16 protein-coding genes are annotated in these 17,018 nt (G+C 65.0%); 11 read left to right on the forward strand and 5 right to left on the reverse strand.

The annotated features are described in order from the left end of the window. Positions 1-27: 27 nt before the first annotated feature. The gene (locus QQL87_RS10050) at positions 28-1,416 is read right to left on the reverse strand and encodes an aminotransferase-like domain-containing protein (RefSeq protein ID WP_284417353.1); all 1,389 of its coding nucleotides are present in this window, start codon (positions 1,414-1,416) and stop codon (positions 28-30) included. A gap of 311 nt (positions 1,417-1,727) precedes the next feature. Here QQL87_RS10050 and QQL87_RS10055 point away from each other — a divergent pair, with 311 nt between their 5' ends. Genes QQL87_RS10055 through QQL87_RS10090 form a run of 8 tightly spaced genes read left to right on the forward strand, consistent with a single transcriptional unit; the run spans position 1,728 to position 8,622 of the window. Continuing rightward, a complete protein-coding gene (locus tag QQL87_RS10055; protein WP_250171422.1) occupies positions 1,728-2,210 on the forward strand; it encodes an MSMEG_0572/Sll0783 family nitrogen starvation response protein in 483 nt (160 codons plus the stop codon). Between the two features lie 30 nt (positions 2,211-2,240). Continuing rightward, positions 2,241-3,299, forward strand: a complete 1,059-nt coding sequence (locus QQL87_RS10060) for a Nit6803 family nitrilase (RefSeq protein WP_284417354.1) — start codon at positions 2,241-2,243, stop codon at positions 3,297-3,299. Then, positions 3,241-4,344, forward strand: coding sequence for an MSMEG_0568 family radical SAM protein (locus tag QQL87_RS10065; protein ID WP_284417606.1), 1,104 nt, complete (start codon positions 3,241-3,243; stop codon positions 4,342-4,344). Before QQL87_RS10060 ends, QQL87_RS10065 begins: the two co-directional genes overlap by 59 nt. After that, on the forward strand, positions 4,341-4,889 hold the full coding sequence (locus QQL87_RS10070; RefSeq protein ID WP_284417356.1) for an MSMEG_0567/Sll0786 family nitrogen starvation N-acetyltransferase: 549 nt from the start codon (positions 4,341-4,343) through the stop codon (positions 4,887-4,889). The genes QQL87_RS10065 and QQL87_RS10070 overlap by 4 nt, the downstream gene beginning before the upstream one ends. Before the next feature lies 1 nt (position 4,890). After that, positions 4,891-5,880 carry a sll0787 family AIR synthase-like protein gene (locus tag QQL87_RS10075; protein ID WP_502871151.1) on the forward strand — a complete coding sequence of 330 codons (990 nt, stop codon included), beginning with the start codon at positions 4,891-4,893 and terminating at the stop codon, positions 5,878-5,880. Beyond that, positions 5,877-7,034, forward strand: a complete 1,158-nt coding sequence (locus tag QQL87_RS10080; protein WP_284417358.1) for an MSMEG_0565 family glycosyltransferase — start codon at positions 5,877-5,879, stop codon at positions 7,032-7,034. The genes QQL87_RS10075 and QQL87_RS10080 overlap by 4 nt, the downstream gene beginning before the upstream one ends. Then, on the forward strand, positions 7,027-7,314 hold the full coding sequence (locus tag QQL87_RS10085; RefSeq protein WP_284417359.1) for an MSMEG_0570 family nitrogen starvation response protein: 288 nt from the start codon (positions 7,027-7,029) through the stop codon (positions 7,312-7,314). The genes QQL87_RS10080 and QQL87_RS10085 overlap by 8 nt, the downstream gene beginning before the upstream one ends. Before the next feature lie 15 nt (positions 7,315-7,329). Beyond that, positions 7,330-8,622 carry an MSMEG_0569 family flavin-dependent oxidoreductase gene (locus QQL87_RS10090; RefSeq protein ID WP_284417360.1) on the forward strand — a complete coding sequence of 431 codons (1,293 nt, stop codon included), beginning with the start codon at positions 7,330-7,332 and terminating at the stop codon, positions 8,620-8,622. Between the two features lie 91 nt (positions 8,623-8,713). Here the strand turns inward: QQL87_RS10090 and QQL87_RS10095 are convergent, their stop codons facing one another. After that, positions 8,714-9,640 (reverse strand): LysR family transcriptional regulator, encoded by a 927-nt coding sequence (locus QQL87_RS10095; protein WP_284417361.1) that lies wholly within the window; start codon positions 9,638-9,640, stop codon positions 8,714-8,716. 115 nt (positions 9,641-9,755) lie between these two features. Here QQL87_RS10095 and mdlC point away from each other — a divergent pair, with 115 nt between their 5' ends. Genes mdlC through QQL87_RS10110 form a run of 3 tightly spaced genes read left to right on the forward strand, consistent with a single transcriptional unit; the run spans position 9,756 to position 13,823 of the window. Then, complete coding sequence (gene mdlC, locus QQL87_RS10100; protein WP_284417362.1) at positions 9,756-11,351, forward strand: benzoylformate decarboxylase; 1,596 nt, start codon at positions 9,756-9,758, stop codon at positions 11,349-11,351. Between the two features lie 36 nt (positions 11,352-11,387). Further along, positions 11,388-12,839 (forward strand): aldehyde dehydrogenase, encoded by a 1,452-nt coding sequence (locus QQL87_RS10105; RefSeq protein WP_284417363.1) that lies wholly within the window; start codon positions 11,388-11,390, stop codon positions 12,837-12,839. A 24-nt stretch (positions 12,840-12,863) separates the two neighbouring features. Further along, the gene (locus tag QQL87_RS10110) at positions 12,864-13,823 is read left to right on the forward strand and encodes a ketopantoate reductase family protein (protein WP_284417364.1); all 960 of its coding nucleotides are present in this window, start codon (positions 12,864-12,866) and stop codon (positions 13,821-13,823) included. Between the two features lie 267 nt (positions 13,824-14,090). On the opposite strand, the gene QQL87_RS10115 is transcribed toward QQL87_RS10110, so the two are convergent. Genes QQL87_RS10115 through QQL87_RS10125 form a run of 3 tightly spaced genes read right to left on the reverse strand, consistent with a single transcriptional unit; the run spans position 14,091 to position 17,017 of the window. Beyond that, entirely contained in the window at positions 14,091-15,107 is a 1,017-nt protein-coding gene (locus QQL87_RS10115; protein ID WP_284417365.1) for a nitrilase, read from the reverse strand. Positions 15,108-15,149: 42 nt separating this feature from the next. Beyond that, positions 15,150-16,154, reverse strand: a complete 1,005-nt coding sequence (locus tag QQL87_RS10120) for a branched-chain amino acid ABC transporter permease (protein ID WP_284417366.1) — start codon at positions 16,152-16,154, stop codon at positions 15,150-15,152. Next, on the reverse strand, positions 16,151-17,017 hold the full coding sequence (locus tag QQL87_RS10125; protein WP_284417367.1) for a branched-chain amino acid ABC transporter permease: 867 nt from the start codon (positions 17,015-17,017) through the stop codon (positions 16,151-16,153). The genes QQL87_RS10120 and QQL87_RS10125 overlap by 4 nt, the downstream gene beginning before the upstream one ends. Position 17,018 lies beyond the last annotated feature (1 nt).

Raw genomic sequence — 17,018 nt, forward strand, 5'->3', positions numbered from 1 at the left:
CAAAGATCAGTCGTAGGACTCGGGCAACTATAGGAAGGCCGATGCCATTGCAGGTGTCTTGAGCAAGGCGTGAGCGAGATATTCCAGATCGTTCTTGATCTGGATCCGCGTCTTGGGGCCGCCGATGCACAGTCGCACCGCCTCGGGTATCTTGCCGCCGGCAACGAATGCGTCGCTCGCCACGACGCCGAGGCCGGTTGGCTTCATGTGATCGACGAACGCCGCTCGGGTCCAAGTCTTCGGAATCGAGACCCAGACGTTGAAGCTGAGTGGATCATGGCGATAGGAATCCTTCGGCAGGATATCGCTGACCAGTTTCTGCCGCGCCCTGGTCTCGGCGCGAATGAAGCGCAACAGCGAGTCCGCCGTTCCATCCTCGATCCATCGGGTCACGAGGGCGACGGTCAAGGGCGAAGCCATCACCGTGGCGGCGCGCAGGGCCGCGGAGAACGGCCATGTCGAGCGGGTGTCGGGAACGATGACGTAGGCAGCCCGCAGGCCGGCGCCGATGCATTTCGCGAGGCCGGCGACGTGCCAGGTCAGGTCGGGCGCAATGGCCGCAAACGGTGAGTGTCCGTGCCCATGCTCGGGGATGAAGCCATAGGCGTCGTCCTCGATGATCGGAATGTTGTAGCGGCGCGCGACGGCTGCGATCTCGCGTCTGCGCGGATCCGGAACCGTCAACGTGGTCGGGTTTTGCAAGGTGGGATTGAGATAGATGGCCTTCGGCTTAGCCTTCTTGCATGCATCGAGCAGGGGCTGGACCTCGATCCCCTGATCGTCCATCGGCAGGCCGATGAGGTTGACGCCCAATTGGGCCGCGATCGAACGAATACCGGGATAGGTGACCGCTTCGCAAACCAGGTTCTCGCCGGGTTTCGCCAAGATCGAGACGATTCCGAGCAGGGCTGCGTGAGCGCCGGGCGAGACGAAGATGCGCTCCTGGACCGGGACCAGTGCGCGCCGGCCGAGCCAGCTCGATGCGGCATCCTTGTCGGCCTGGGTTCCGCCAAAACTCTGATAGCGCAGCAGTGGCACGATATCGCGCGTCACGTAGTCTGCGCCGGCCTGCATGCGTGCGATCAGTTCCGGATCGTCGGGCTCCGGCGGCAGGTTCATCGACAGATCCGCCGGGCGGACCGGGTAGGTTGATTCGGACCGTCGCGGCCGCGGCTTGTCGCTGACGAAGGTCCCTTGCCCGACCTTGGACTCGACGAGACCGCGTTTGCGCGCCTCCACATAGCCCCGCGCGACGGTGGTGAAATCGATTGACAGGCGCTTCGCAAGCTTGCGCTGCGGCGGCAGGCGGTCGCCGATCAGAAGTTTGCCCGCGCTGATGTCGTCGGCGATCGCGTCCGCAATCGCGAGATATCTGGGCTTGTCGCTTTGCGAGAGGTCGGGGCGCCAGTCGGCCATATGCATTCAATCCCATCAAATCCAGAATTGACTGCATCGTGTTGCATTATCTGTTCGAGCGCAAGAGGATTGAATGTGGCCGTCGAGGGCCAATGCCCAAAGCGGATGCAATTGCCTAGCAGAAGAAAGCAGCCAATTTCATGCACATTTGCCGGCGCCAGCAAAGTCCGTCAATTCTCCATTCAAGATTGAATGTAGTATTGAATGCATATTGACTGTTCTGATGATCTGCTAGGCAAAGCATCAATTGGCACACGCGTTGCAAACTCATGCTCGATCCGGAAAGGCCGGAGCACAGCATGGAGTTGATGATGCCCGCAGTGACGATGCCCGCGCGACAGAAGGGTGATTTTCTCGTCGACTACGAAGAAAAGGTGTTTGAGGACGTCAAGGCGAAGCCTGGCGAGAAGGCGCTGGTGACGTTCCACACAGTGGCGTTTGAGGGCTCCATCGGTCTCGTCAATATCCTTCAGGCGCTGCGCCTGCAGCGCAAGGGATTCGAGACATCCGTCCTGCTCTACGGCCCGGGTGTCACCCTCGGCATTCAGCGTGGCTTTCCAAAAATCGGCGACGAGGCGTTTCCGGGCGCGCAGAACTTCAACAATCAACTCGCCAAGTTCATGGATGAGGGCGGCAAGGTCTATGCCTGCCGGTTTGCGCTGCAGGCGCTCTACGGCCATGGCGAGCCGTCCCTGATCCCCGGCATTCGTCCGATCAACCCGCTCGACGTGCTCGACCTGATGCTGCTGCATCGGCGCGACGATGCCTTCGTGATCCATACCTGGACGGTGTGATCGTGCGGCGTGCGGACGAAGGAGGAATGAATGCCTGACAATAAGGTCGTGCGAGCGGCGGCGGTTCAGATCGCACCTGATCTCGAGTCCGCGACGGGAACGCTGGATCGCGTACTCGCGGCGATGACCGAAGCGGCCGGCAAGGGCGTTCAGTTTCTGGTGTTCCCGGAAACGTTCGTCCCCTGGTATCCCTATTTCTCCTTCGTCCGTCCGCCCGTGCTCAGTGGCGCGGACCACATGCGGCTCTATCAACATGCGGTGACCGTGCCGGGGCCGGTGACGCAAGAGGTTGCGCGCCTCGCCAAGCGTCACGGCATGGTGGTCGTACTCGGTATCAACGAGCGCGATCACGGCTCACTCTACAACGCACAACTCATCTTCGATGCCGACGGCCGCATCCTGTTGAAGCGGCGCAAGCTCACGCCGACCTTCCACGAGCGGATGATCTGGGGGCAGGGCGATGGCGCCGGCCTGAAGGTGGTGGAGACCGCGGTCGGCCGCGTCGGCGCGCTGGCCTGCTGGGAGCACTACAATCCGCTCGCGCGCTTTGCCCTGATGGCCCAGCATGAGGAGATCCATGCGGCGCAGTTTCCGGGCTCCCTGGTCGGGCAGATATTTGCTGATCAGATCGAGGTCACGATCCGGCATCACGCTCTGGAAAGCGGCTGCTTCGTCGTCAACGCCACGGGCTGGCTCACCGAAGAGCAGATCGCGCAGATTTCACCTGACGAGGGGCTGCGCAAGGGCCTGCGTGGCGGCTGCATGACGGCGATCGTCTCGCCCGAAGGCAACCATCTGGTGCCGCCGCTGACCCAGGGCGAGGGCCTGCTGATCGCCGATCTCGACATGTCCCTGATCGTGAAGCGCAAGCGCATGATGGACTCGGTCGGTCACTATGCGCGCCCCGAATTGCTGTCGCTGCTGATCAACGACACTCCAACCGCCACGATGCACACCAGCGCCGCCGATTTCACATCCACTCCCGGAGACACGCCCGATGAAACCGCTGAGCTCGCACGAAAGGCCGCAGATGCTTCCGACCGAGCAGTTGATCAACGAATTGCAGTCGTTCGGGGTCCGGCTCGTTGATCCCAAGGCGCCAGGCCTGAGCCGGCGCGGCGGGGCCGGCCCCTCGGACCACACGCCGCTGACGATCGAAGGCTCAACGGTGATGATCCCGGTGCACAACGCGCCGGCGTTCGAGAGTCCCTATCTGGTAGAGAAGCCGGATGCGGCCGGCCACAGCCGCATCACGCGCGACGGAGTCGTGCTCGGCGACGTCTCGTTTCCGCTGCGGCCGAAATTCTACGAGCTGTCGACGGCCGACGGCATCGCCTATTCCAAGATCGCGACGCTGCATGGGCGCGACGTGCTCGCCACCACGGTGCTGCAGAGCTGCATCCGCTACCAGAGCCGCACCAAGACCTGCCAGTTCTGCGCGATCGGTCAGTCGCTCGCGGCCGGGCGCACCATCGAGCGCAAGACACCGGAGCAACTCGCTGAAGTCGCCAAGGCCGCCGTCGCGCTCGACGGCGTCAAGCACATGGTGCTGACGACCGGCACGCCGCCCGGCGATGATCGGGGTGCCGCGATACTCATCGAGAGCGCGCGCGCGATCAAGGCCGCGGTCGACCTGCCGATCCAGGGGCAATGCGAGCCGCCGGACGACGACGTCTGGTTTCAACGCATGAAGGACGCCGGCATCGATACGCTCGGCATGCATCTGGAGGCGGTGACACCCGAGGTGCGTGCCGCGATCATGCCGGGCAAGGCGCAGGTGCCGCTCGAGCGCTACATGGCCGCGTTCCGCGCCGCCGTGCCGGTGTTCGGGCGTGGTCAGGTCTCGACCTACATCCTCGCCGGCCTCGGCGACAGAAGCGACGACATCCTCGCCGTCTGCCGCGAGCTGATTGCGATCGGCGTCTATCCCTTCGTGGTGCCGTTCGTGCCGATTGCCGGCACGCCGCTGGAGAGCCACCCGACGCCATCGCCGGAGTTCATGCACGGTATCCTCGGGCCGTTGTCGCAGATGCTGCGCGCGGGCGATCTCAGGGCAACCGACATCAAGGCCGGCTGCGGCAAATGCGGCGCGTGCTCGGCGCTGTCGACCTATGAGCGGAGGACGAACGCATGATCTTCGAGCCGTTCAAACCCTATCTCTCCGCCGAATTCCAGGTGAAGCGTGCGACCGAGGCGTGGGAGCAGCAAGGCGCAGCCAGGCTCCGCCGCAGCGTGTTCTGTACCGAGCAGGGCATCTTCCAGGGCGACGACCGCGACGGCATCGACGCATCAGCGGTTCCGCTGGTGGCGCTGGCGATGATGGGCGTCGCCGCGGAAGACGTGGTCGGTACGGTTCGCATCCATCGGGACACGACTGAGAGCGACACGTGGTGGGGATCGCGCCTGGCCGTTGCTCCGACCTACCGCCGGCTCGGCGCCGTCGGCGTCGGCCTCATCCAACTCGCGGTGTCCTCGGCTCACGCCCTGGGCTGCCGCCGCTTCGTCGCCCATGTGCAGAGCCAGAACGTGCTGCTGTTCCAGCGCATGCATTGGCGCTCCCTTGGCGAGGTCGAATTCCACGGCCGGCCGCACCACTACATGGAAGCTGACCTCGCCCACTACCCGCCGTGCAGGACGCCGGAGATCGGCTTCCTCTCGTTACCGAAGCTGGCGGCCTGACATGAGCGGAGGGGTCGTATTGTCCGAGCTTGCGCAGCGGTTGCGGCAGGGACGCGGGCTCGCCGCCAAGGGCGACATCGCCGCGGTGGCGGCGGCGCTCGGCGTCAACGGGGAGGGGGCCGTGCCGGTCGGTGACGATTGCGCCGCGATCCCGGAGGGCGACGGCTACAGCCTGTTCGCGATTGAAGGCTTCATGAACGAGTTCGTCGCCGCCGATCCATGGTTCGCCGGCTGGTGCGGCGTGATGGTCAACATCTCTGACATCGTCGCGATGGGCGGGCGTCCGACTGCGGTGGTCAATGCGATCTGGTCCGATGGCTTCGACCAGGCTGCGCCGGTCATGCAGGGCTTGAAGGCGGCTACGCAGGCCTACGGGGTGCCGCTGGTCGGTGGCCACACCAATGTGCGCAGCAACCAGAGCCAACTCGCGGTCGCGATCCTCGGCCGCGCCAAGCGGTTGCTGACCAGCTTCGACGCGTGCCCCGGCGACCGGCTGATCGCCGCGATCGATCTGCGCGGCCGCTATCGCGCGCCGTTCGCGAACTGGGAAGCGGCCACCGATGCGCCGCCCGCGCGGCTGCGCGGCGACCTCGAGATCCTGCCTGATATCGCCGAAGCGGGGCTCGCCAAGGCGGCCAAGGACATCAGCCAGGGCGGCATCGTCGGCACTGCGGTGATGCTCGCCGAATGCTCCGGGGTCGGCATCACCATCGATCTCGCCGCGATCCCGAAGCCGGCGGGTGTCGAGCTGGAACGCTGGCTGCAGACTTTCCCGAGCTTCGGCTATCTGCTCGCGGCCCCGCCTGCGCACGTGCCAGACATCCTGGCCCGCTTTCATTGTCGCGACATCGCGGCCGCCGTGATCGGCGACGTCGTCGAGCGGCCGGTGGTCTCCATCACCGACGGCGGCACGAGCGAGGTGATCTGGGATTTCGCGGAGCGAGCGTTGCTCGGCTGCAGCAGGCCCGTGATGGCAGGAGCCTCCGGATGACGCCACGCCATCGCATTGCGATCCTCACTCACTCGGTCAATGCGCGCGGCGGCGTGGTGCACCCGCTCGAGCTCGCCGGCGCGCTGAACCGGCTCGGCCATGACGCGGTGGTGCATGCGCCGGATCCAGACGGAAGAGGTTTCTTTCGCCGATGCCTCGGTCCGACCGTCTCCGTCGCAGCCGGGCCCGCGCCAGGCGGCGTGACCGAAATGGTCGAGCAGCGCATCCGCGACTATGTCGCGCATTTCGAACGGAGCGACCATCGCAGTTTCGACGTCTATCACGCCCAGGACGGCATCTCCGGGAATGCGCTCGCGGTGTTGAAGGCGTGCGGCCTGATCCGCGGCTTCATCCGCACCGTCCATCACATGGATGACTTCGCCGACCCGCGGCTGCAGGAGTTGCAGCATCGTTCGATCGCGCATGCGGACCGCATTCTGACCGTCAGCCGAATGTGGAGCGAGCGGATTGCGCATGAGTTCGGTCGCCCGACTACGCAGGTCGGCAACGGGGTCGACCTCGACCGCTTCAATGTGCGAGGCGCCGCAGAGGACGAGGCGTTGCGCCGGCGTCTCAATCTCGGCAACGGACCGATCCTGCTCAGCGTCGGCGGCATTGAGGAGCGCAAGAATTCGCTGCGGATCCTCGCCGCCTTCTGCCAGTTGCGCCAGATCCATCCCGATGTGCAACTGGTGATCGCCGGCGGCGCCTCTGTGCTCGACCACGGCGCCTATCAGCAACGGTTCAAGGTGCAGTGCGACGAGGCCGGCCTGCCGCCGGATGCGCTGGTGATCGCGGGCGTGATGCAGGACCGGGAGATACCGGCGCTGTACCGGATCGCGGATGCGCTGATCTTCCCGTCGCAGCGTGAAGGCTTTGGTCTCGTCGTGCTCGAGGCGATGGCCTGCGGCTGCCCGGTGGTCGCCGCGCATATTGCGCCCTTCACCGAATATCTCGGACAGGACGACGTGGTCTGGTGCGATCCGCTCAATGTGGGCTCGATCGCCAATGCGATGGCAACCGTCATCAGCGAGCCGGTCCGCTCGCGCCTGATCGCCAGCGGACAGAAGGTTGCGCGCTGCCATGGCTGGCTCGCCACCGCGCACCGCCACCTGCCGGTCTACAACGACATGCGGGAGCCTCACCTTGCCTGAGATGATCTTCCATGTGCGTTGGCCCGACGGCACCGAAGAGGCCTGCTATTCGCCATCGCTGGTGATCAAGGAGCATTTCGCTGAAGGCGAGAGATATGCGCTGCCGGATTTCCTGGCGCGCAGCCGCACCGCGCTGACGCTGGCCAGCGAGCGGGTGCGCGAGAAGTTCGGCTTCGCCTGCTCACGCGCGATGGGGCAGCTCGCGCAGATCGAGGCCACGGCCGCCCGCTTCGAGACGGCGCCGGAGGCGCGCGTCGCGATCATTGCATTCGAGGAATGAGACAAGGAGCCAAGCATGACCGATTTCGCCGTTTCCCATTATCCGGTTCTCGTCATAGGTGGCGGACAGGCCGGCCTGTCGATCAGCTACTATCTCAAGCGCAGCGACATTGCGCATCTGGTGTTCGAGAAGAACGAGGCCATGCATGCCTGGCGGGACCAGCGCTGGGACAATTTCTGTCTGGTGACGCCGAATTGGCAGTGCCAGCTGCCGGGACATCCCTACAGCGGCAGCGACCCCCACGGCTTCATGAAGAAGGACGAGATCCTGGCCTATCTCGCCGAATTCCGCAGCAAGGTCGACCCGCCCCTGCGCGAGAACACTGCCGTCACCGGCGTGTCGGCGCGTGCAGATGGCGTCTTCGCCGTCGCGACGACAGACGGCAACTACACCGCAGACCAGGTCGTGGTCGCCTCCGGCGGCTACAGCGTTCCGATCATTCCCGATGGCGCGGCGAAGCTGCCGGCTGATATCGTGCAGATGCATTCCGAGCAGTATCGCAGTTCCCGGGCGCTGCCGGAGGGCGCGGTGCTGGTGGTCGGCTCCGGACAGTCCGGGGCGCAGATCGCCGAAGACCTGCATCTGGCCGGCCGCAAGGTGCATCTCGCAGTCGGCGACGCGCCCCGCTGCGCCCGGTTCTATCGCGGCCGCGACGTCGTGACCTGGCTCTGCGACATGGGCTATTACGACATGCCGGTGGACAGGCATCCACTGCGCGAGGGCGTCCGTGACAACACCAATCACTATCTGACCGGCCGCGACGGCGGCCGTGACATCGACCTGCGCAAATTCGCGCTGGAAGGCATGCAGCTCTATGGTCTGCTCGACGGTGTCGACGCGAAGCGCGTGACCTTCCGGCCGACCTTGAAGGCAGCGCTCGACGAGGCCGATCGCGTCTATAACGGTATCAATGCGTCGATCGACAAATACATCGCCGAGAAAGGCATCGATGCCCCGCCGGCGACCGTCTATCAGCCACTGTGGCAACCGCCGGAGGAGCCTGCTGCGCTCGATCTCAAGGCTGCCGGAATCTCGTCCATCATCTGGTGCATCGGCTTCCGGCCCGATTTCCGCTGGCTCAACGCGCCGGTCTTCAACGGGGCCGGCCAGCCGTCGCACCGGCGCGGCGTGACGTCCCAGAGCGGCCTGTATTTTCTCGGCCTGCCGTGGCTGCATACGTGGGGATCAGGCCGTTTCTCCGGCGTGGATGCCGATGCCCGGTTCATTGCGACTGAAATCAACGCCCGGTTATCGGACCGTTCGGCGAAGCCCGTGGAAACACGCCAGCCGGAGTCGGAGACCGCCTAGGAGAAAAATCGGGGCGAACTGATCGGAACGGTCGCGCAGCAGATGCCGCCGTGTCCGACCGGTCAGGCGGCTCGCCGCTGTCGCGATTGAGCTAACGAAGGGCCGAGATCTGCACTTCGGCTCTTACCATCCTGCGCAACTCCTCGATCAGCTTTGCCGCAGGCCCCGGCAGAATCCCGCGCCGGCGGCGGAATGCCGTCAGGCGCCGCATGGCTTTGACGCCAGGGATCGGGAGTGCGTCGACGAGGCCGGCGCGTCGCTCGGCGAGATACATTGGCGCGGCCATCCAGCTCAGGAAACCGGAGTCTGTGACCAGGCTCTTCAGCACCGTGATGGAGCGTGTCTCGACGACGATGTTCGGGAGCCCCAATCCGTGATCGGCAAAGACCTGTTCGAGATGCGCATGCGGAGCTGTGCCTCTGGGCAGGCTCGCCCATTTTTCGGCAGACGTGTCCTCCAGGCGAAGCTCTGGCCGCCTGCGCAGCGGGTGATCGGCTGACGCGACGACGTAGCTGTCGTCTTGCCATTGGCAATCCCGGATGGCGACGATCTGGTCGGTGTCGGACGCATCGACGCCGAGCGCGAGGTCGATGTCGTAGTTCGTCAGCGCCTCCGCGAGGCGGTCCCATACGCCCTCAAGAACTTCGATGCGCAGACCAGGCCACGCCTTCAGCACGCCGCCGATCGCCATCGGCAACACGAAGCAGGCGACGCTGGCGACGGCGCCGACGCGGATCGTGCCCTTGGCGAGGCCCCGCAGGGCCTCGATGTCCTCGCGGGCCTGCCGGCTTTCGCGCTCGACGAGCGTGGCGTGAGGCAACAGCGCCTCGCCGACGTCGGTAAGCTTCATGCCCTTGGAATGGCGCTCGAACAGTGGCGCCCCGGCGTTGTCCTCGAGGCGCCTGATCATGCGGCTCAGCGCAGGCTGCGTGACGTTGAGCACCGCCGCGGCGCGTCCGAGGCTGCCGTGCCGAACGACCGCAGTAAACGCCTCGAGCTGCTGAATGTCGAAAGTCATGCCAAAATGTAATGACTATTTCCGAGTTTGGCAATTTTGGACAGGCGCCGGCGTCCCTATCAACGGCTCCACAGGCGCGACGACGCTTCGCGCGGGGTTTTTCGAGGAGGCGGGCATGGGTGGGGACGGTGCGACCGGGGCAAAACCGACGGTGCGGGAGTTGGTCATTGATCTCCTGCGGCGCTTCGGGATGACGTCGATTTTCGCCAATCCCGGCTCGACCGAACTGCCGCTGTTCCGGCATTTCCCTGACGATTTCCGTTACGTCCTGGGTCTGCAAGAGGCTGTCGTCGTCGGCATGGCGGACGGCTTCGCGCAGGCCACCCGAAACGCCGCCTTCGTCAATCTGCATTCGGCCGCCGGCGTCGGCAATGCGATGGGCAACATCTTCACGGCCTTCAAGAACCGTACGCCAATGGTCGTGACGGCCGGCCAGCAGGCGCGTTCGATCCTGCCGTTCGAGCCGTTTCTGTCGGCGCGAGACGCCGTCGAGCTGCCGAAGCCTTACGTAAAGTGGAGCGTGGAGCCGGCGCGGGCCGCGGATGTGCCGCAGGCCATCGCCCGGGCCTACTACATCGCCATGACCCCGCCGCGCGGACCGGTCTTCGTCTCGATCCCCGTCGACGACTGGGACGTGCCCGCCGAATTCGTGCCGCACCGGGTCGTCAGCCGCGACATCCGCCCCGATCCCGACGTCCTCGGGCAGATCGGCGAGATGCTCGACAACAGCCTGCGGCCCGCTTTCGTGATTGGCGGCGCGGTCGATCGCGACGGCGCCTGGGGCGACGTCGTCCGGCTCGCCGAACGTTTCAAGGCGCGGGTCTGGACCGCGCCGATGACCGGGCGCTGCGCCTTTCCCGAGGATCATCCGCTGTTCGCGGGCTTCCTTCCTGCCGTTCGAGAGCGGATTGTCGAACGTCTGACCGGCCACGACGTGATCTTCGTCATCGGAGCACCGGCCTTCGCCTACCATGTCGAGGGGGCGGGGCGGCATGTTCCCGATGGCGCGTCGCTCTGCCAGCTGATCGACGATCCCGATACGGCGGCCTGGAGCCCGGTCGGCACCAGCGTTGTCGGAAGCATCCGGCTCGGCGTCGCCGATTTGCTCGCCCGCCCGTCGCACGAGCGGCACCTCAACCCGCCGCCGCGGGCCCTGAGCCCACGCGCCGAGCCCTCATCGCCGATGTCCGCCGCTTTCGCCCTGCAGACGCTGGCGGAGGTTCGCGACCCCGGTGACGTCGTGGTGGAGGAGGCGCCGAGCGCACGTCCCGTCATGCAGGCCCATCTGCCCATCATGCGTGCGGAGGGCTTCTACACCATGGACAGTGGCGGCCTCGGCTATTCCATGCCCGCTGCCGTCGGCATTGCTCTCGGCCGGCCTGGTGTCCGCGTGATCGGCCTGATCGGCGACGGCTCCAGCATGTATTCGATCCAGGCGCTGTGGAGCGCCGCCCAGCTCAAGCTGCCCATCACCTATGTGATCCTCAACAACAAGCGCTACGCCGCTCTGCAGGAGTTCGCGCCGGTGTTCGGCTTCGCCGAGGGTGAGGCGGTTCAGGGCACTGATCTGCCGGATCTCGACTTCGTCTCCATCGCGCGCGGCATGGGCTGCGACGCCGTGCGCGTGACCGAGGCCGACGAGTTGCCTGCGGTGCTGGCGCGAGCGCTTTCGGCGCGCTCGCCCACTCTGGTCGAGGTGCTGGTTGCCTGACCGCTGCACAATTCAAATCAAAAAAAGGAGGAACAGATGAACACGATATCCATGCTGATCGACGGCGCAAGCGTCCCCGCGCACGACGGCCACACGTTCGAGCGGCGCAATCCGCTCGATGGATCGGTCGCCACGCGAGCGCCTGCAGCGAGCCCTGCCGATGCAATCGCAGCGGTCGATGCCGCTGCGCGGGCGTTCCCGGCCTGGTCGGCGACCGGCCCGTCACGGCGGCGCGAGCTGCTGCTGAAGGCCGCGCATGCGCTGGAGGCCAAGGCACCCGCTTTTGCTGCGGCCATCGCGGCCGAAACGGGCGGCTCGGGCCTGTGGGCAGGCTTCAACGTGCATCTGGCCGCGGGAATGCTGATCGAAGCGGCGGCGATGACGACGCAGGTTAGTGGGGAGATCATTCCCTCCGATGTGCCCGGCTCGCTGGCGATGGCGGTGCGGCAGCCTGCGGGCGTCGTGCTCGGCATGGCGCCGTGGAATGCTCCGGTCATTCTCGGCGTGCGCGCGGTCGCGGCGCCGCTGGCCTGCGGCAACACGGTCGTGCTGAAAGGGTCCGAGCTCTGTCCGGCAACGCATGGACTCATCGCGCAGGCGCTGCAGGAGGCTGGCTTTCCGGATGGCGTCGTGAACTACGTCACCAACGCGCCGAGCGACGCCGGTGAGGTGGTCGAAGCGATGATCGCGCATCCGGCGGTGCGCCGAGTCAACTTCACGGGCTCTACGCGTGTGGGCAAGATCATCGCCGCTGTCTGCGCCAGATATCTCAAGCCCGTCGTGCTCGAACTCGGCGGCAAGGCGCCTGTGCTCGTGCTCGACGACGCCGATCTCGACGCGGCCGTGCACGGCACAGCCTTTGGCGCGTTCGCCAATTCGGGGCAGATCTGCATGTCGACCGAGCGGATCATCGTCGACCAGGCGATCGCCGACGTCTTTGTCGAGAAGCTCGTGTCCAAGGTGTCCGGGCTTCCGCTCGGCGATCCCCGGAAAGGCCCGGTCGTTCTCGGCTCCGTCGTCGACATGGCCACGGTGACGCGTTGCAATGCCCTGATCGATGATGCCCTCGCCAAAGGCGCCAAGCTCGTCTGCGGCGGCAAGGCAGAGACGACGCTGATGCCGGCCACGCTTCTCGACTTCGTCACCAAAGATATGGCCATCTACAACGAGGAATCGTTTGGACCGGTGAAGCCGATTGTTCGCGTGAGCGGCGAGGAAGCCGCCATCGCCTGCGCCAACGACAATGCCTATGGCTTGTCTTCGGCGGTCTTTACCCGTGACAGCGCGCGCGGGCTGCGGGTGGCTGCTCTCATCCAGTCAGGCATCTGCCATATCAACGGCCCTACCGTGCACGACGAGGCGCAGATGCCCTTCGGCGGTGTCAAGGATAGCGGATTCGGACGCTTCGGCGGCAAAGCTGGCATCGCCGAGTTCACCGATCTGCGCTGGGTGACGATGCAGACATCCCCTCGGCACTATCCGTTCTGACCTGCCGACGCTTGGAGCGCGACGATGACAGATCAACAAACCAACACCTCGCCCGCGCTCAAAGTGGCCGTTCTCGGGGCCGGCGCGATGGGATCACTGTTCGGCGCCCTGCTGGCCGAAGGCGGCTCCGATGTGTGTCTGGTCGATATCAACCAAGCGCATCTCGATGCGGTGCATCGCGATGGCCTGCGGCTTGCGACGGACCATGGAGAGCGCCGGGTCCGTCTTCGCGTCGGGCGACCGGGAGACAATCTCGGGTCCCCCGACGTGGTTCTCGTTTTCACCAAGACCATGCACACCAGGGCTGCCCTGAGCGCTTCGCAAAACCTGATCATGGGGGGAGCGACCCTGGTCAGCATGCAGAACGGGCTTGGCAATCTGGACATTCTCACCGAGTTCGCACCTGCGGAGCGCGTGATCGTCGGCATGACCACCTATCCCGCCGACTTCCACGGTCCTGGTGACGTGGGCTCGCACGGCCCAGGGAAAGTGCGGTTCATGTCCGCGGACGGGAAGCGGCATCCGCTGCTTCAACGACTGCAGGCCGCTTTCACGGCGGGGGGCGTCGATGCGGCTGTGGACCCCCGCGTCATGATCTCGATCTGGGAAAAGGTGGCGTTCAACGCGGCGATCAACAGCATCTGCGCGACCACCGGACGAACGGTCGGCGAGGTCGGCGCCAGTCCGGAGGGGCGGGCCTTGGTTCGCGAGGTCGTGGAGGAGGTGGCCGCCGTCGCGCACGCCGGCGGTATCGACGTCGATATCCAGGTCATTCATCATTCCACGGCGCATGCGCTGGATCACCATCGCCATCACAAGCCGTCGATGCTGCAGGACGTCCTGGCGGGGCGGGCGACGGAGATCGGGTCGATCAATGGGGCTGTTGTCGCCGAGGCGGTTCGGCTTGGGATGCAGGCGCCCGTGACAGAAACCTTGCTGAAGCTGGTTCGCATCGTAGAACGGCCGCAGGCGACGGCGGCCTGAGCACGACAGCCGAAACCGGAACATGCCCGGAGAGAATTGTTGCGGGCGGCGTCAGCGGTTGTCTGGCGTCGACGATGCTGCATGTCGACATGGCCGGAGTCCAGCTTGCCGATGTCGCAACACCCGATGAGCGCCGGGCTTCGGTCGATGTTGAGCTTGCCAATGTCGATGCCGTTGCCAAGGCCCACTTCATCCGTGGCTACCAATCCGTAGGGCAGCGCACATCCGAGCATCACCGCCTTGACTTCGCCGGCAGAGTCCAGCCGATCAGGCGAGATCGATCGCCTTCGTCTCTGCACTTCGCTCCTTGGGATCCTCGGTGAACTTGACGGTGGTGTGGCGCGGATTGCGATTGACCATGAGGCGAACGACGTCGCCGCGGGAATAGTGACCGGACGGATCATAGGCGGCCTTCGCGATCGAGATCATCGACAGGTCGATGTCGGCATAGAGAATTCCCTCCTGATCCTGCGGCAGATGCGCGACCAAGGGTTGTCCGTCCGGTCCGAAGATCATCGAATATCCGCCGCCGGGTTTTCCGCCGTCCGCGTTCAGCAATGCCGTTTTCTCCGGAGTGTCGCACAGCATGTCGAACATGTCCTGGCCCGTGATGGCGCTCGCATGCAGGACGAAGCATCCGCCTTCGAGCGCATAGATCTGGCTCGCGGCGAGGTTCACTTCGTGTCCCAGGGCATAGGCTGTGCCGCGGTACAGCGTGAAGGACGGCCAGGATGCGACGTGGATCTGTTCGTGCATCGAATACATCGCATATTTCGACAGCGGTTGAATGTGCTCGGCGCAGCAGAGCGCGCCCAACCGTCCGATGCTGGTCTCGACGACCTGGAAATCCGAGCCGTCGCCCTCGCCAAACAGCGTCCGCTCGACATGAGTCGGCTTCAGCTTGCGACGCTTGAACAGAATTTGACCGGTGTCGCTGATGAGGGCCTGGCTGAGGTAGAGCGATCCCCCGTCGATCTCCGAAAATCCCATGACGACGTTGATGTTCGCCTTGGCCGCAGCCGCGGCCAGCGCGACGAGTTCGGGACCGTCGGCCTTGAGCGAGTTCGCGTGATAGCGGGGAACGAACTGCATGCCCCACGCTGGCGTCCCCAGCCACAGCCACCAGGGATAGCCGGGGATCCAGACTTCGGGGAAAGCGAGGAGCTTGGCTCCGGTTGCGCCAGCCTGCTCAATGAAGCCGATTGCCTTCTCGACGCTTGCCTTCGCATTCATGAACACCGGCGCCGCCTGGACGACGCCAACCTTGAAAGCCGTCTGAGACATTGGTCTTCCTTTCGATCGAATGTTCAGTTTCAGAGGTGAGCTTCAGAGGGGCGGCATGCTGCGCCTTACTCCGAGGAGGTCGATCGGCCACCGTCGCGCGATGAGGCTCCAGGCACCGCCGGGCGCCACGACCATGGTCGCAATCGCCAGCATCCCCAGGCCGATCAGATACCAGGCGCCGTAGTCGGCGAAGACCTCTCGCAACAGGAAGTACAACACTGTTCCGACGAGCGGTCCCTCCAGCGTGCCGATGCCGCCGAGAACCGCGGTGAAGATCGCGATCGCCGTCCAGTTGAGCGAAAAGGTCGCATCGGGCGTCACCTGCAGGGTGTTCATGTAGGACACGGCGCCGGCGAGCCCGGTCATGGTCCCGGATATCAGCCATAGGCTCAGCTTTGCCCTGCGCACGGACACGCCGGACGCCAAGGCGGCGGCCTCGTTGTCCCGCACGCTCATCAGCGCCAGACCGAGCGGCCCGTGCAGAACGGTCGTGGCAATCGCCAGCGCGCCGAGACCGACAGCAAGAGCCGCCCAGTAGACGCCGGCGTTGCGTGTCCAGCGGTCGAAGTCACCGAGGGCCTCGAGCGGCATTCCGGCTCCGGCGCCCAGCCAACTCGTATTGAGTGTCAGGATGTGGAGCATCTCTGCCAGGACCCAGGTCCCGACGGCGAAGTGCGCGCCGCTGAGGCGGAACATGGGCACCGAGCTGATCAGCGAGAACAGCGCCGAGACGAGCGCTGCGACCGGCAGGCAGAGCCACGGATTGAGGCCGAGCCAGTTCGACGAGGCAAACAGTGCGTAGGCGCCGACGCCGACGAACATCTGGTGTCCGACCACGACCAGGCCGCCGTATCCGGCGAGCAGATTCCAGGCCATCGCGATTGCGAACACCGTGAAGCCTTCTACGAGGAGACGCTGGGTGGCGAAGCTCGCGTACCAGGGCAGCGCAACGAGGACGGCGCAACCGATCAGAGCCATGGTGAGCGGAAGCATCGCAGTCCGAAGCACGTTCGGGGCCGCGGGCATGATCGTGGGGGTATCGCTCAACGCTGAATCCTCCGAAACAAGCCTTCCGGACGCGCCAGCAGGGCCACGAGAAACACCAAATGGCCGAAGAACGGACCGAGTCCCGAGGAGATCTTGGCGCCGAACAATTGGGCGACCCCGATCACAACTCCCCCAATGAAGGTGCCCCAGATGTTGCCGAGGCCCCCGAGCACGACGGCCTCGAAGGAATACAGCAGCCGCTCGGGACCTGAGGTGGGGGCAAAGGGGGTGCGTATCCCGTAGAGCACCGCGGCCATCGCGATCACGGCGAGAATGAAGCCCGTGATCAGCGCATAGAAATTCCTGTCATCGACCCCGACCAGCCTTGCCGTCGCCGGATCGTCCGCCACGGCGCGGGCCTGCCGCCCGAGATGCGATCCGTTGATGAGCCAACTCGTCCCGGCAAATATGATCACGCTCACGACCGTCGAGAGCAGGGGCAGCAGCCCGATCGACACGCCGCCGAGATCGAATCCCCTGAGAGCGATGTCGCCGGCCTGAAGGCTTCGCGTGTCGGCCGAGAACGTCTCTTGCAGAAAGTTTTGCAACACGATTGAGAGGCCGAACGTCAGGAGCAGTGGAGATAGCGTCCCCTGGCCGACGACGCGATTGAGGAGGAGGCTTTGAAGCAGCATGCCGATGACGAACATCAATGGAACGACGAGCATGAGCGACAGGAAAGGACCGATTCCAAACATTTGCATCACGACGCTGCAGAGATACGCGCCAAGGACGATCAGGTCGCCATGCGCAATGTTGATCATCCGCATGACGCCGAGGCTCAGGCTCAGACCAAGCCCGAACAGCGCATAGAGCGCGCCGAGCATCAGGCCGCCGATGAGTGTTTCGAGCGCGATCAGCATC

Source organism: Bradyrhizobium sp. SSBR45G (assembly GCF_030159255.1).
Lineage (GTDB): Bacteria > Pseudomonadota > Alphaproteobacteria > Rhizobiales > Xanthobacteraceae > Bradyrhizobium.